Origin of the sequence: Bacillus badius NBRC 15713 (assembly GCF_001591605.1) — a bacterium.
Taxonomy (GTDB): Bacteria; Bacillota; Bacilli; order Bacillales; family Domibacillaceae; genus Pseudobacillus; species Pseudobacillus badius.
The window spans coordinates 49,581-63,581 of sequence record NZ_BCVF01000024.1 but is presented as its reverse complement, the minus strand read 5'-3'; the positions used below and the strand labels follow the sequence as shown (position 1 = coordinate 63,581).

General features: G+C 44.2%; 13 protein-coding genes. 8 read left to right on the top strand and 5 right to left on the bottom strand.

Annotated elements, in window-relative coordinates:
• Window positions 1-135: 135 nt before the first annotated feature.
• Window positions 136-1,104, bottom strand: coding sequence for a proline dehydrogenase family protein (locus tag BBA02S_RS12785; protein WP_041101660.1), 969 nt, complete (start codon window positions 1,102-1,104; stop codon window positions 136-138).
• A gap of 387 nt (window positions 1,105-1,491) precedes the next feature.
• On the opposite strand from BBA02S_RS12785, the gene BBA02S_RS12775 reads away from it, so the two are divergent.
• The 4 genes from BBA02S_RS12775 to uvsE all read left to right on the top strand — a co-directional run bounded on the left by BBA02S_RS12775 (window position 1,492) and on the right by uvsE (window position 5,225).
• Window positions 1,492-3,135 carry a PhoX family protein gene (locus BBA02S_RS12775; RefSeq protein WP_041114351.1) on the top strand — a complete coding sequence of 548 codons (1,644 nt, stop codon included), beginning with the start codon at window positions 1,492-1,494 and terminating at the stop codon, window positions 3,133-3,135.
• 12 nt (window positions 3,136-3,147) lie between these two features.
• The gene (gene tatA, locus BBA02S_RS12770; protein WP_041101457.1) at window positions 3,148-3,342 is read left to right on the top strand and encodes a twin-arginine translocase TatA/TatE family subunit; all 195 of its coding nucleotides are present in this window, start codon (window positions 3,148-3,150) and stop codon (window positions 3,340-3,342) included.
• Window positions 3,343-3,435: 93 nt separating this feature from the next.
• A complete protein-coding gene (tatC, locus tag BBA02S_RS12765; protein ID WP_041101459.1) occupies window positions 3,436-4,182 on the top strand; it encodes a twin-arginine translocase subunit TatC in 747 nt (248 codons plus the stop codon).
• Between the two features lie 158 nt (window positions 4,183-4,340).
• Window positions 4,341-5,225: a UV DNA damage repair endonuclease UvsE gene (gene uvsE / locus BBA02S_RS12760; protein WP_041101461.1), complete on the top strand. Its 885-nt coding sequence runs from the start codon at window positions 4,341-4,343 to the stop codon at window positions 5,223-5,225.
• Window positions 5,226-5,293: 68 nt separating this feature from the next.
• On the opposite strand, the gene BBA02S_RS12755 is transcribed toward uvsE, so the two are convergent.
• Window positions 5,294-6,955, bottom strand: a complete 1,662-nt coding sequence (locus tag BBA02S_RS12755; protein ID WP_041101463.1) for a glutamine--tRNA ligase/YqeY domain fusion protein — start codon at window positions 6,953-6,955, stop codon at window positions 5,294-5,296.
• Between the two features lie 137 nt (window positions 6,956-7,092).
• On the opposite strand from BBA02S_RS12755, the gene recQ reads away from it, so the two are divergent.
• Window positions 7,093-9,237: a DNA helicase RecQ gene (gene recQ, locus BBA02S_RS12750; RefSeq protein ID WP_041114352.1), complete on the top strand. Its 2,145-nt coding sequence runs from the start codon at window positions 7,093-7,095 to the stop codon at window positions 9,235-9,237.
• Between the two features lie 300 nt (window positions 9,238-9,537).
• Window positions 9,538-9,912, top strand: a complete 375-nt coding sequence (locus BBA02S_RS12745) for a DUF2512 family protein (protein WP_052475337.1) — start codon at window positions 9,538-9,540, stop codon at window positions 9,910-9,912.
• Between the two features lie 813 nt (window positions 9,913-10,725).
• Here the strand turns inward: BBA02S_RS12745 and BBA02S_RS12735 are convergent.
• A complete protein-coding gene (locus BBA02S_RS12735) occupies window positions 10,726-11,091 on the bottom strand; it encodes a septum formation initiator family protein (protein ID WP_041101467.1) in 366 nt (121 codons plus the stop codon).
• Window positions 11,092-11,393: 302 nt separating this feature from the next.
• Here BBA02S_RS12735 and BBA02S_RS12730 point away from each other — a divergent pair, with 302 nt between their 5' ends.
• Complete coding sequence (locus BBA02S_RS12730) at window positions 11,394-11,969, top strand: DNA-3-methyladenine glycosylase (RefSeq protein ID WP_370670957.1); 576 nt, start codon at window positions 11,394-11,396, stop codon at window positions 11,967-11,969.
• Window positions 11,970-11,993: 24 nt separating this feature from the next.
• Here BBA02S_RS12730 and BBA02S_RS12725 read toward each other — a convergent pair whose 3' ends face one another.
• Window positions 11,994-12,911, bottom strand: coding sequence for a DMT family transporter (locus tag BBA02S_RS12725; protein ID WP_041101471.1), 918 nt, complete (start codon window positions 12,909-12,911; stop codon window positions 11,994-11,996).
• Between the two features lie 81 nt (window positions 12,912-12,992).
• Window positions 12,993-13,205, bottom strand: coding sequence for a hypothetical protein (locus BBA02S_RS12720; RefSeq protein WP_041101473.1), 213 nt, complete (start codon window positions 13,203-13,205; stop codon window positions 12,993-12,995).
• Between the two features lie 124 nt (window positions 13,206-13,329).
• On the opposite strand from BBA02S_RS12720, the gene BBA02S_RS12715 reads away from it, so the two are divergent.
• On the top strand, window positions 13,330-13,842 hold the full coding sequence (locus BBA02S_RS12715; protein ID WP_231557219.1) for a general stress protein: 513 nt from the start codon (window positions 13,330-13,332) through the stop codon (window positions 13,840-13,842).
• Window positions 13,843-14,001: the final 159 nt, after the last annotated feature.

Genomic DNA, 14,001 nt, shown 5'->3' with positions numbered 1-14,001 from the left:
TATCTGCCAATTCTCCTCACGTTATTTAATAGTAAAAAGCTGATTTTTTATATTGTAAATCGTTAAGCGGCATCACATCTACGTTATGAAAATGGATGGCGCTTAACGATTAAATACAGGATGAAGCTTGATCAATTACTTCTTTTTAGAAACTCTTCCTAACAAGAAGGCTCCGGCTGCAAGACCGATCATTGTGTTTGTTTTCTTTGTAAACACTTGTTTAGCCACAAGGTTTAAGTTTTGCGGTCTTTCAGCAAGGCGGCGCATGAAGTAGCCGTACCAGTCTTTGCCGAATGGCACGTATGTGCAGAAGTTGTAGCCTTCCTTCGCTAATTGCAGCTGCATATCTTTTCTGAAACCATACAGCATTTGGAATTCAAACTTGTCATTCGGAATGTTGTTTGCTTTAACGAAATCTTTCACATGATTAATGATGCGGTGATCATGTGTAGCGATAGATGTGAATTTTCCATTTAATAAATGCCATTCAATCAATTTGATGAAGTTTGTATCGATGTCTTTTTTATCTTGATAAGCATATTCTTCCGGCTCTTTATATGCGCCTTTTACAATACGCAGGCGATAGTTTTTATACTTTTGAATATCCTCTTCCGCACGATAGAAGTAAGCTTGGATAACTGTACCTACGTTATCATACTTTTTGGATAGCTCATCGAGGATATCGAAAGAAGGCTGCAAATGAGAGTAGTCTTCCATGTCAATGTTGATGAACATGTCGTATTTGCTTGCCCGGTCTACGATCTCTGTTAAGTTTTCTAAACAGAAGTTGTAATCGATATCAAGGCCAAGCTGAGTTGGTTTTAAAGAGATATGAGCGTCTGCTTGATTCTTATGAATCGCTTCAATCACTTCAAGGATTTGCTCTTTCGCTTCAGTAGCTTCCTCTTTTTTGTAAACAAATTCCCCTAAATTATCGACAGTACAAGAAATTCCATGTGCATTCAGTTCTTTAATGCTTCTGATTGTTTCTTCAATATTTGTGCCGGCTACTACGCTTTGAGCACCTAGTTTAAGGCCGTATTTCTTTGCTGCACTGTTGAGAAATTGGTTTTGAGACAAGCCTATAAAAAGATCTTTTAACATAGACATAGCTATACTCCTTTGCTTTTGTTTATATTCGCATTATCCGCGATTTCTTTTAAGTTATTCATCCTTGCCCAGTGTTTTGCATAGGCGGAAGATAAAAAACGATGGAGAAAGTCCTGTAATCGCTTTCGATGTTGCGGATACCTTAAAATGTTTTGATTTCTTTTTAATTTTACAGTTTTGTGACAGAAGTCGACAATGTTCGCAGAAAACAATAATCTGCTCCTTCTTTTGTCTCTAAGTGACAAAAGAAGGAGCAGATTATTTATGACCTTTACAATTATTTACTTAACTATAACAAAGAAGGAAAATCAGCTTAACATTTTTTTCTTAACATAGGGAACGGGCAAACATGCCAGACAAAAACAATGAGGTGAGGCAGTAATGGGGGAAGAATTAAATCGCAGAAAGTTTTTAACATATGTTGGAACAGGAGTAACAGCCTTAACGGTGGCTTCTGCCGGGCTCGGGGCTTTTACACCGAAAGTGGTGGAAGCCAAAGGAGCGAAGGCGGCATCCCATTTATTCGGCAGAAACAAGAAAGTATCAGGGGTAAACTTTAAGCCGATTAAACCGACTGACAAGGATGACCTCGTGTTGCCGCGCGGATTTAAATATGATGTGATCGCATCGTATGGAGATGTAATTAATAAAAAAGGGGAAACCTTTGGCTACAATAATGACTTTACTATGTTTTTCCCGATGAAGGGATCTAATGAACGCGGTTTGCTCTGGGTCAACCATGAGTATACGAGCGACTTATGGGTAACAGGGCCGAAAAAGGATGGGAAATATACAAAGGATCAAATTGAAAAGCTGTTATACAATCAAGGCGGCTCGATTATTGAAGTATATAAAGAAGACGGCGTATGGAAGATGGATACAGAGTCGGAATTTGCCCGCCGTATTACAGGGTTGACGCCATTTAAGCTGACAGGACCGGCAGCAGGGGCTAAGGCGGTCGCTGGTGCGCACACTGTACAAGGGACATTCGCGAATTGTTCAGGCGGCAAGACACTTTGGAACACAGTTTTATCAGCGGAGGAAAACTATGAATCGACTTCAAAGGATGCTTTGCTGAATGAAACGCATTATGGCTGGATCGTGGAAGTAGATCCGTTCAATAAGGGATTTTCTCCGCGGAAGCATACATCGCTTGGCCGCTTCCATCATGAAAACGCAGCAATGGGGCTGACAAATGACGGTCGTGTGGCTGTGTATATGGGAGACGACAAGACGGATGCTTGTGTTTATAAATTCATCAGCAAACATAAATACATAAAATCACGCAAACAAGCGAATTCTGTGCTGTTAGAAGAAGGAACGCTGTATGCGGCGAATCTGTCTAAAGGAGAATGGGTGGCTCTTACCCTTGAAGCGGTTCAGAAAAAAGCAGCCGGCAACCAAGAGATCCTTGCTAAGTTTCAAACACAGGCAGATGTGCTTGTTCATGCTCATGAAGCAGCTATTTTACTTGGGGCAACCCCGACGGACCGTCCGGAAGATGTGGAAATCAGCCCGTTTGACAAATCTGTATTTATCGCCCATACAAATAATTCGAAGCATGGAAATATTCACGGGCACATCACTCGCTTTTTAGAAGGAAACGATGATTTAGGTTCATTGACATTCGATTTTGAAATCTTTGCCTGCGGGGGACGCCAGAGCGGCTTTAGTGCACCTGACAATTTAACGTTTGATAGTGACGGGAATTTGTGGACAGTAACAGATATTTCGTCAAGCTCTGTCAATAAAGGCGTGTTCTCTTCTTTCAAAAATAATGGCGTATTTGTCATTCCGACAACGGGCAGAAACGAAGGGGAAGCTTTTCAATTCGCTTCGGCGCCTGTAGAAGCAGAATTGACAGGCCCTTGCTTCACGGATGATGAGACAACGCTGTTCCTGGCTGTGCAGCATCCGGGAGAGGAAACTGAAGATATGAACAACCCGACAAGTATGTGGCCGCACCGCAAAGGCGATAATCAGCCGCGCCCATCCGTCGTCGCGATTACAGGATTTCACTACTAGGAGGCTTTTCTTATGCTGCAAAATATCGGAGTGCCGGGATTAATCTTAATCCTTGTCATTGCTTTAATTATTTTCGGACCTTCCAAGCTGCCGGAGATTGGCCGGGCTTTCGGGACGACATTAAAGGAATTTAAAAAGTCAACCCGTGAACTCGTATCTGATGATCAGGAAGAAGCCGGCGAGAAAGCGAAGAAAAAATTGGTTTAATCATTCAATCGGCACAAAAGCTGTCTTCAAAAGGCTCGTGGCAGCGAGCTTTTGAAACAGCTTTTTCATTATGGAAGGAAAGGAAGAGGAAAGATGGAAGATCGCAATATGAAAGCGGTAGAGCATTTTGAAGAGTTGAGAAAAAGGCTGATTATTACTCTGGCTGTTTTTATGCTGTTTTTAACACTGTCATTTACCTTTGTACAGGATATCTATCATTATTTAGTGAAGGGATTGCCGTTTAAGCTGGCTTTGCTCGGGCCAGGAGACATTATCGTTGTCTATTTAACCATCGCAGCAGTTATTGCCGGAGCAGGAACCATCCCGGTAGCCGCCCATCAGTTATGGCTGTTTGTGAAGCCCGCCTTGTCCCAGTCGGAAAGAAAGGTAGCGCTTGCTTATATTCCTGCGCTGTTTCTATTGTTCTTAACAGGCCTTGCCTTCGGTTACTTTGTATTATTTCCTATTATTCTATCTTTCCTTATGTCACTCTCGGGAGACATGTTCCAAACGTTTTTTACTACTGAGAAGTATTTTAAGTTTTTACTGAACATGACCCTTCCGTTTGGCCTGTTATTTGAGATGCCGGTTGTGATGATGTTCTTAACCAGTTTAGGCGTAGTCAACCCGTATAAGCTGCGTGCTTTCAGGAAATATTCCTATTTTGCGCTGATTGTCCTATCAGTCTTTATTACACCTCCTGATTTTGTATCAGACGTCTTAGTGATCGTCCCTCTCATCTTGCTTTACGAGTTGAGTGTCAGTCTTTCCAAGATTGTTTACAAAAGAAAAATGGCTAAGCAAGCGGAGGAAGAAGCTGAATGGCAGGCGCTCGGTTAAAGAATGATCGCACGCATGAGGAATTCGCCTGAAGGGGATAAGCTGATTTTTGACTCAAATGCGCGGTAAGAGTTAAAATCAATAATCATAGAGTAAAGTGATTCTTTTAAGAGAGTGGAAAAGAATTCTTTAAATTTAAGGTAAAAAGAGGCGGATAGATGAAACTCGGATATGCATGCATTAATACAGCGCTGCCTTCAAAATTCAAAACCTGCCGGCTGAAGACAGTGGAAATCGAGGGGATGGAAAAAGTAAAAACCCTTGCTATTCACAACTTAACCGAAGTAATAAAAGTGTTGCGCTGGAATATTGAACATCGTATTTTCTTTTTTCGGCTGAGCAGTGAATTGATCCCTTTTGCCAGTCATCCGATTATGACGTGGGAATGGGATAAGGATGAGGATATTCTTGATTTAACCAATGAAATTAAAGCGATGAAGGACGAGCATCATTTAAGGCTGTCTGTGCATCCTGGGCAGTATACGGTCTTAAATTCTCCTAAAGAGCAGGTCGTTCGCAATTCTATTGCTGAACTCATGTATCACGAAAAAATGCTGCGCTTAATCGGCGGAGAAGATATGATTCTTCACGTAGGCGGAGCCTATGGCAACAAATCGGCGGCGATGGCACGGTTTGCTGAAAACTACCGGAAGCTTCCCGAAGAGATTAAAGCGGTGCTGCGGATTGAAAATGACGACAAAACATATACAGCAATGGAGGTGCTTGAGCTCCATGAACAGACTGGGGCTCCGATTTGCTTTGATATCCATCACCACCGCTGCAACCATGAGGCAGAGGCTGATATAGAAGCTATTCTAGCCGGTGTGTTTAAGTCATGGCCTGCCGGCAAAACGCCGAAAATGCACATTAGCTCCGGCAGAAATGCTCCGGCTGATCCGGCCCACCATGATTATATTCTGGAAGAGGATTTTTCCGATTTTTTACGGAAACTCGGCGGCAGAGAAGCAGATATTATGTGCGAAGCGAAGATGAAGGAGCAAGCAGTACTCCGGCTTCAGCAGCTGTATCCTGAATGGGGCTAACAGCTTGACTGCAGATAGGATGAAAACGCCGCCCGGCAAATTTCTTGCCGGGCGGCGTTTTTCGTGCACTATTTTAATTTAAATGAACTTTTTAAAGAAACAATCCGGTTGAATACAGGTTTTTCCTTCGTCGTATGCTTAGGATCAACATTGAAATAGCCGTGACGGAAAAATTGAAACTTATCATGAGGCTCAATGTTTTCCATGTTTGGCTCAATGAATCCTTGCACGATTTCCAATGAGTTTTGGTTCACATAGTCAAGGAATGTCTTTCCTGCTGTTTCATCCGCTTCTTCTTCCGTATCGGAGATGAGCGGTTCGTATAATCTGAATTCAGCCGGCAAAGCATGCTTTGCATCGACCCAGTGAATCGTTCCTTTGACTTTGCGGCCTGTGAAGCCTGTACCGCTTTTAGTTTCAGGGTCGTACGTACAGCGAAGCTCCATCACTTCTCCGTTGTCATCTTTGATGACTTCTTCACATTTAATGAAATAGGCATGTTTGAGACGAACCTCATTGCCCGGGAACAGGCGGAAATATTTTTTTGGAGGATTTTCCATAAAATCTTCCTGCTCCACATAAATTTCTCTGGAGAATGGGATTTTTCGCATGCCCATTTCCGGATTTTCCGGATTGATTTCCGCATCAAGCCACTCGACTTGACCTTCCGGATAATTCGTGATGACAATTTTCAATGGTTTCAAGATGCCCATTGTACGCGGAGCCGTCAATTTTAAATCTTCTCTGGCAAAGTGTTCAAGCATAGCTTCATCCACTACAGCTGAGCCTTTAGATACACCGGTTTCTTTCACGAATTCGCGGATAGCGGCAGGCGTGTAGCCTTTGCGGCGCAAGCCTGAAATAGTCGGCAGGCGAGGATCATCCCAGCCATCGACGATGCCTTCATCAACAAGCTGCTTTAATTTCCGTTTGCTCATTACAGTATTGGAAAGGTTCAAACGTCCAAATTCAATCTGCTGCGGCTGATGCTTCATTTCACATTGTTCCACAACCCAGTTGTAAAGCGGGCGCTGGTCTTCAAATTCCGTCGTACAAAGCGAGTGGGTCACCCCTTCAATGGCATCCTCAAGCGGGTGGGCAAATGCATACATCGGATAGATGCACCACTTATCACCGGTGTTGTGGTGGGACGCGTGGGAAACTCGATATAAGACGGGGTCCCGTAAATTAATATTTGGAGAAGCCATATCAATTTTGGCCCGCAGCACTTTCTCTCCATTTGCAAATTCTCCTTTGCGCATGCGTTCAAAGAGGTCAAGATTTTCTTCAGCTGCGCGGTTGCGATACGGGCTTTCTTTTCCAGGCTCTGTCAAGGTGCCGCGATATTCCCGGATTTGATCAGCTGTTAAATCGTCGACATAGGCTTTTCCTTTTTTAATAAGCAGGACAGCCCGATCGTACATTTCTTCAAAATAGTCAGAAGCAAAGCGAAGCTCTTCCCATTCATAACCGAGCCACTGAACATCTTCCTTGATCGCATCCACGTATTCCTGATCTTCCTTCAGCGGGTTTGTATCGTCAAAGCGCAAATGCGTTTTTCCCTTAAAGTCATCTGCCAGTCCGAAATTAATAACGATGGATTTGGCATGCCCAATATGAAGGTAACCATTTGGTTCAGGCGGAAAACGGGTAACGACATGGTCGCGTTTTCCTGATTCTAAGTCTTCTTTTATAATCGTTCTGATAAAGTTCGATGAATTGTGTTCCAAATTGCTACCAGCCTTTCTATTTTTCCTATAGTTATTTCTCATTATAGTGAAATCAACCACATAAATCCATAATGAAAAGACGGGAGGGACCGCAGTAACATGTTATAATTGGGAAAAAGAATGAAGGAAGTGTAAGGATGCTCCAACAAGCGCGGCAATTATTACAATCATACTTTGGCTATTCTGCTTTTCGCAGCGGGCAGGAGCAGGCAATTAGCCAGGTGCTTGAAGGGGAGAATACCATTTGTGTCATGCCGACGGGCGGCGGAAAATCCATTTGTTATCAAATTCCGGCTCTTGTTCTCCCGGGGATGACCGTCGTTATTTCGCCATTGATTTCTCTTATGAAGGATCAAGTCGATACGCTGCTGGAAGCGGGCGTGCCGGCTGCTTATATTAATAGCTCACTTAGTGCTGTGGAAGTGCGAGAGACGATGGAAGCAGCGCGCCAGGGCGAATATAAGCTGCTTTATATTGCTCCTGAGCGGCTGGAGTCATCTGCTTTTATAGAAGAGCTGAAAGAAATGCCAATCCCGCTTGTAGCAGTAGATGAAGCGCACTGTATCTCGCAGTGGGGCCATGATTTTCGGCCAAGCTACCGGCAAATCCAGCGGTTTACAGAAAATCTGCCGCAGCACCCTGTTGTACTCGCTTTAACTGCTACGGCTACTCCGAAAGTGCGTGAAGATATTTGCCGGCTTCTAAAGATTGATGAATCGAATACAGTCATTACCGGATTTGAACGGGAAAATTTGTCTTTCTCTGTTGTTCAAGGACAAGACCGCTTCGCTTTTATTAAAGAGTATCTGGCGAAAAACGGAAAGGAAGCAGGGATTATTTATGCGGCGACAAGAAAAGCGGTGGACCAGCTATATGATAAGCTGAAGAGGAGCAATATGGCCGTTTCCCGGTATCATGCAGGCATGAGCGATGAAGAACGGGCCAGCGAGCAGGAGCGCTTTTTAACGGACCAATCGGCAGTGATGATCGCGACGAACGCTTTCGGGATGGGAATTGATAAGTCCAATATCCGCTATGTCGTTCACTATCAGCTTCCTAAAAATATGGAAAGCTATTATCAGGAAGCAGGAAGAGCGGGCAGGGACGGCTTAGCGAGCGAATGTATTCTTCTTTATTCGCCGCAGGATGTTCAGACACAGCGCTTTTTAATTGATCAGTCTCTTGAAAGAGAACGGATTCCCAGGGAGCTTGAAAAGCTGCAGCTGATGATTGACTACTGCCACACAGAAAGCTGTTTGCAAAGCTATATCATTAAATACTTCGGTGACGAGGCATTGGAACCATGCGGCCGCTGCAGCAATTGCACTGACTCCCGCGCTGTAGTGGATGTAACAAAGGAAGCGCAAATGGTGTTGTCATGCGTTATCCGAATGGGTCAGCGCTATGGAAAGTCGATTACTGCCCAGGTATTAACAGGGTCCAAAAATAAAAAGATTGCTGAGTTTGACTTTCATACGCTTTCAACCTATGGAATTATGAAGGAAAAAAGTGCGAAGGATGTGACGAACTTTATTGATTTTTTAATTTCACAGGAGCTGATTGGCGTTGGGCATGGCACATATCCGACCATTTTTGTGACGAGTAAAGGCAAAGAAGTATTGCTCGGGGAACAGCAGGTCGCCAGAAAAGAAGCGGTGCAAACAAAACAGATTGCTGCCGATGATCCGCTGTTTGAAGAGCTGCGCAGCTTAAGAAAAACCCTTGCGGATGAAGCTGGTGTTCCGCCGTTTGTGATTTTTTCAGACCGGACGCTGAAGGATATGTGCTTAAGGCTGCCGCAGACAGAGGAAGAGTTTCTTGCTGTGAGCGGTGTCGGAAGAAATAAGTTTGAGAAGTATGGAACAGCTTTCATTGAAACGATTGCGGCCTTTTGTGAGGAGCACCCGGAAAGGGAAAGAGACAGCATGACAGTGTTGGCTCCGGCGGTTCCAAAGAAAAAGGTGCTAGGGCAATCGCATTTAGAAACATACGAGCTGCATCAGCAGCAGTTAACTACTTTTGAGATCGCTGAAAAGCGGGAGCTTGCCGTTAGTACCATTGAAAATCATTTATTGCAGTGTGCTGAGGAAGGCAAAGACATAGAGCTGTCTTTAATTGTGCCTGAAAGCGATTGGCCGCTCTTGGAGGAAGCAATAGAAGAGGAAGGCAGAGAGCAGTTAAAGCCAATTAAAGAGCGGGTGCCAGAAAAGATTACGTACGGCATGATTAAGGCTTTCTTGACGATAGGCCTTCCGGAAAATGCCGGTGCTAAAGAGAAATAAGGAAAAGAACTGATGCGGAAAGCAGCTGTGCGGCTTCTCCTGCATCAGTTTTTTATTGCAGCTGACCGGCTAATAGTATAGGCATCTTAAAATCAAGATTGGTTAAAGGATAGGGGGATTGTTCTCCTGCTTTTGCTGCAGGAGAACGCTTTCCTCAGGAGCCGCTGCTCTTCACTGCGATTCAGACGTACACACAAAATTATAACAGTGCTTAAAATAATACAAAAAAAGGAATAATTGTTGCTGGTTTGGGAAACGTGTAAGTATAATCAGCGTTTAACTGGGAAAGGAGGAGAGAGAGTGAGCAGGCATCTGACCGCACTACTCATAAAATTTGCAGCGATCACAGCGATCCTGTATGTTGCTCTGGGAGTCATAATGGACACATCAGTAACGGAAATACTCTTGATGGGGGCCATATTAACGATCGTCTCGTATGTTCTTGGAGATTTGATGGTTTTACCGGCTGCTGGAAATTCAATTGCTGTTTTTAGTGATATCGTTCTGGCCGCTTTGCTGCTGTGGATCATGGGCAATGCAATGGACAACAGCGCGGGGACTTTTGTGAATGCCCTGGCAGTTTCAGTCTTTTTGGCAATCGGTGAATGGTTTTTTCACATTTACATGCGGGAGAGAGTACTGGATACATGGAGAAAAGATCCTGAAAATGTGTAAGACCACCAAAAGGGGGAGTGAGAGGTATTCCAACCCTTTTTTGAGGATTTCTGCTTTTTATGCATGGCGCTAGATCAGGACACATCGCACAAATATGTTTAGGTGATGTGTACTCTTCAAACAAGCATCATTGAACGGCTGTCTTCCCTTTGTGAATTCTGCTGATTAAAATGGAAGGCGCGAAGACTCCTGTGGAAAGCGAAGCGCCTGGCATGGACATCAAACAGCCTCCATCCGCAAGCAAACTAAAAAGGACGGCTGTTTTTTATTCAGCAGCTGTACGGCGGCATGATGATACCCTTTTCATTGAGCTGGTCTCAAGTTTGAACTTGTCCAATTTAAGACAAGCTGTTTTTCTGTTAAAGCAGTAAAATAACCTTAGTTTTTTATTCAAAGAAGAGGTTGACTAGTTTTGATATGTGTGATAATATTATAAATTCACTGGTTAAGTAACTTATGACGTTTATATAAATAAAATTGGCGTTCTGCTATGTTTAACAAGTAATACTTATTCACACTGGAGCGGCTTCGGAGCCGCAAGGACTTAAGAGAAGGCAGGGCTTAGGTCGTTTAGGTTTGCCATAAACGACGATGTAGAATATAACCGCGGCGGTTCATTTGGTGAAAAAAGCTTTCATCAGAAGCGTTGTGAGTTACGAATAGATGATTGGTAAGAGAAGAGGGTGACCCAACAGGCCGTAAAAAGCGGCTTTTGAGTCACCCTCTTTTTCTAAAACTGAAGAGCAGGCTGGTTATTTCTCTTTCGTGTTTTCAAAAAAAAGCCGCCCTGATAAGAGAGCGGCTTGCAGGGCGTTATGCATGTTCTGTTTGTCTTTTTCTTTTAGGAACAGGCAGTTTCAGCTTCACATTTTCATCTACAAGCTGATACATGGCTGTTCCAAGCTGTTTCATGGATTGCGGCGTTTTCTTGGCAGCCTCTACTGTAAACAGCATGGCCTCCTTTTTCTGGTCGATATCTTGTTTGATGTTTTCTTGTGTTGACTTGAGTTTGTCGGTTTCTGATTGAATGACCTGCTGTGTTGCTTTTAGCCGTTCAGATACTGCCTGTAAATGATCGATTTTCGGCTTCATTGATTTATACGTGCTAAATCCGGAAACGCCCAGGTAAATGAGTGCCCCGACAACGATCGCCAGGCTGGCCCATCCGATAATTGCCATCTATGTTCCTCCTTTTTATGCTGAGTATGTATGATAGACTCTACCCTTTATTGTAAACGATCTAACCGAAAAAAATCGGTAAAAAAGTTTAAAATATTTATTTTCCGCTGATTTTAAATGGTTTTGCTGAAGTATTTATTTAAGCCGTTATCAACGGCGATGCTGTCCTTTAATAGAGTTTTTGGGCAGCCTCCAAAAAACAACCTTCTTGAGTGTTGTTTTTTTCTCATATGCAGGGGGAAACTGAACATAGATAAGTAAAGGGAAAGAGAGGAGTTCATATGGAACAAAAATCACCATTTATGCCAGTAGACAAGTCTTTTTTTCAACAGCCGACATTGCAGCTGGCCGAGGCGCTGTTAGGCTGTTTATTAGTAAAGGAAACCGAGGAAGGAACAGCCGCAGGGTTTATTGTTGAAACAGAAGCTTACAGAGGACCGATGGACCGGGCCGCTCATAGCTTTAATAACCGCAGAACAAAGCGGACGGAAATTATGTTTCATGAGGCAGGGCGCGTCTATACATATGTCATGCATACCCACTGTCTTGTCAATGTCGTATCCGCCGAAATCGGCATTCCAGAAGCGGTGCTCATTCGAGCCGTCGAACCATACGAAGGCGTTGATTTGATGATCGAGAGAAGGGGAGGGACTTCTCTGAAAAACTTGACGAGCGGACCGGGGAAACTGACAAAAGCGCTTGGCATCACGATGGAGGATTACGGCCGCTGCTTTGACGAGCCGCCCCTTTATATTGTAAGAGGGTTCACGCCTAAAGATATTTCGGCCGGCCCGCGCATTGGCATAGATAATTCAGGAGAAGCAAAGGAATACCCATGGAGGTTCTGGGTAACCGGCAATGCTTTTGTATCGAGGTAGAAGGAACAAGCATGCTTGTTCCTTCTACCTTTGCTGAAGCTTTCGCCGCCGGCGGAGAATCAATTCTTCCATTGAGCCTGAACCAAGCAGTACGCCTGGAACAATGAAAAGCAAACCAATGAAATGAGCCGGCAAAAGCGCTTCTCCGAGAAACAATGCGGCGCCGATTAAGGAGAAGAAAGTATTTAAATTTAAAAAGATAGCTGTTTCCGCTGCTCCGATTTGTCCAATGGACCGATTGTAAAGCATGTGGCCAAGCGCTGTTGCCAGGACAGCGGAAAACAGGAAAGCCGCCCAAATAGCGGGTGTTCCGCCCGTTAAGCTTGCCAGCCCTCCCGGCTCCTTCTGCAGGCTGATAAGAAAGAGAAGAAGGGAGCCAATCAGCAGCATATAGCCTGTTAACAGCTTGGGGTCCAGCGATTCTGCTGCTTTTTTGATAATAATAAAACTTAATGCTTGAGACAAAATCGATAGAAAAACTTCGATATCTCCAATAGAGCCGTGATGGATGCCCCCGCTTCCTGCAAGAACGGTAAAGCTTACCCCAAAAGCGCCTAATAAAAAGCCGAGCAGCCGGGCTTTCGTCGGCCGCTGTTTTAATAAAACCATGGAAAAGATAGCCGTGAGCAGCGGACCAAGGCCAAGGATTAATCCTCCATTTGCCGCTGTTGTTTTGGACAGCCCTTCGGATAAATAATAATGGTGGCCGACTACACTCAAAAGCGCTCCGCCAATGATATAGAGCCATTCCTTGCCGCGGGGCATCCGTACTTTCCCTAGCAGTCCGAGCGTCAAGAAAACGGTGATTGCTGCTGTGAAAATTCTTAAAGCCGTAATGGTCACTGGCATGAAATGGCCAACCAGCAATTTAATAACGGATACGTTGATCCCCCAAATGAGCATAATCACTGTTAACGAAAGATAGATCCTTGGGCTGTTCATGGAAGGCCCCCTTTCCTGTCTGCACGTTTTAGTAGCTATTATAACAGGAAAAAAGGTAAATCCGCCGATAGGCCAGCGGATTTACCCAGGGAATTTTTCTTCGCTTGATGAATTATCTTTTGTGGCATGCTTATCTTTTTCTTCTTCTTGTTCCATTCGCAAGTCTTCTAATGGAAGCGAATCTACGGTTTGTTCGCTTTTAAATTTATCGTATAAGCTTTCTTTGTCTGTTTTCATTTGCTCAGGGTTGTCCATTCTCCCCTTCTGCAGCCGTTCTTTTTTTTCCTCAGCCATCCAATCACCTCCACTTGTGATTTATTGAATAATTACCCGCCTGTGAAGAAGAACTAAACATGCAAATAATTTTGCAAATAATTTTGTTTAGGTTTTAGTGAACGGGGAAAACAGGAGATGAACAATGAAAAACAAAGGAGCGGATACAATGATGAACCGTAGCGATGAAAAGAAAATTGTCGGAGTATATGATGATCATACTGAAGCGGTAGAAGCGATTGAAGAGCTTAAGCGTCAAGGGTACCGTTCAGATGAAATTTCCGTTATCAGCAAAGAGCGCGATGATATCGAATATGTGGAAGAAACTACAGATACAAAAGCCGAAGAGGGAGCAGCGACAGGAGCGGCGACAGGAGGCATACTAGGCGGATTAGCCGGAGTAGCTGCTGGTGCTGGAGCACTTGCCATTCCTGGGATTGGGCCGATCGTGGCTGCCGGACCAATCGTGGCAGGGTTAACTGGAGCGGCCGCTGGAGCCGGTGCTGGCGGATTAACAGGCGCATTGATCGGTCTCGGTATTCCTGAGGAAGATGCAGACCGTTATAACGAATATGTAAAAGAAGGCAAAATGCTTGTGTTAGTTGACCGCGACGCTGGGGTAATAGATCGCAGCCTTGACCGGAATAGAGGTTTGTAAAAGCACAAGGAAAAGACAAAGGGGGCTCGGAATAGCTTGATTCCGAGCCCCCTTTGGGTTGTTATGGAGTGCGGAGAACTTAAGAGAGCCTAACTCGTGATTGAAGCTGTTTTCTGAAGCGAAGGGGAAGGCTCGTCTTGGGAAAAACGAAGCGATGGG

Bases quoted from the DNA above. Each gene is read 5' to 3' on its own strand.
- BBA02S_RS12785 (WP_041101660.1), bottom strand. From the start codon at position 1,104: ATGTTAAAAGATCTTTTTATAGGCTTGTCTCAAAACCAATTTCTCAAC.
- BBA02S_RS12775 (WP_041114351.1), top strand. From the start codon at position 1,492: ATGGGGGAAGAATTAAATCGCAGAAAGTTTTTAACATATGTTGGAACA.
- tatA (WP_041101457.1), top strand. From the start codon at position 3,148: ATGCTGCAAAATATCGGAGTGCCGGGATTAATCTTAATCCTTGTCATT.
- tatC (WP_041101459.1), top strand. From the start codon at position 3,436: ATGGAAGATCGCAATATGAAAGCGGTAGAGCATTTTGAAGAGTTGAGA.
- uvsE (WP_041101461.1), top strand. From the start codon at position 4,341: ATGAAACTCGGATATGCATGCATTAATACAGCGCTGCCTTCAAAATTC.
- recQ (WP_041114352.1), top strand. From the start codon at position 7,093: ATGCTCCAACAAGCGCGGCAATTATTACAATCATACTTTGGCTATTCT.
- BBA02S_RS12735 (WP_041101467.1), bottom strand. From the start codon at position 11,091: ATGGCAATTATCGGATGGGCCAGCCTGGCGATCGTTGTCGGGGCACTC.
- BBA02S_RS12730 (WP_370670957.1), top strand. From the start codon at position 11,394: ATGCCAGTAGACAAGTCTTTTTTTCAACAGCCGACATTGCAGCTGGCC.
- BBA02S_RS12725 (WP_041101471.1), bottom strand. From the start codon at position 12,911: ATGAACAGCCCAAGGATCTATCTTTCGTTAACAGTGATTATGCTCATT.
- BBA02S_RS12720 (WP_041101473.1), bottom strand. From the start codon at position 13,205: ATGGCTGAGGAAAAAAAAGAACGGCTGCAGAAGGGGAGAATGGACAAC.
- BBA02S_RS12715 (WP_231557219.1), top strand. From the start codon at position 13,330: ATGAAAAACAAAGGAGCGGATACAATGATGAACCGTAGCGATGAAAAG.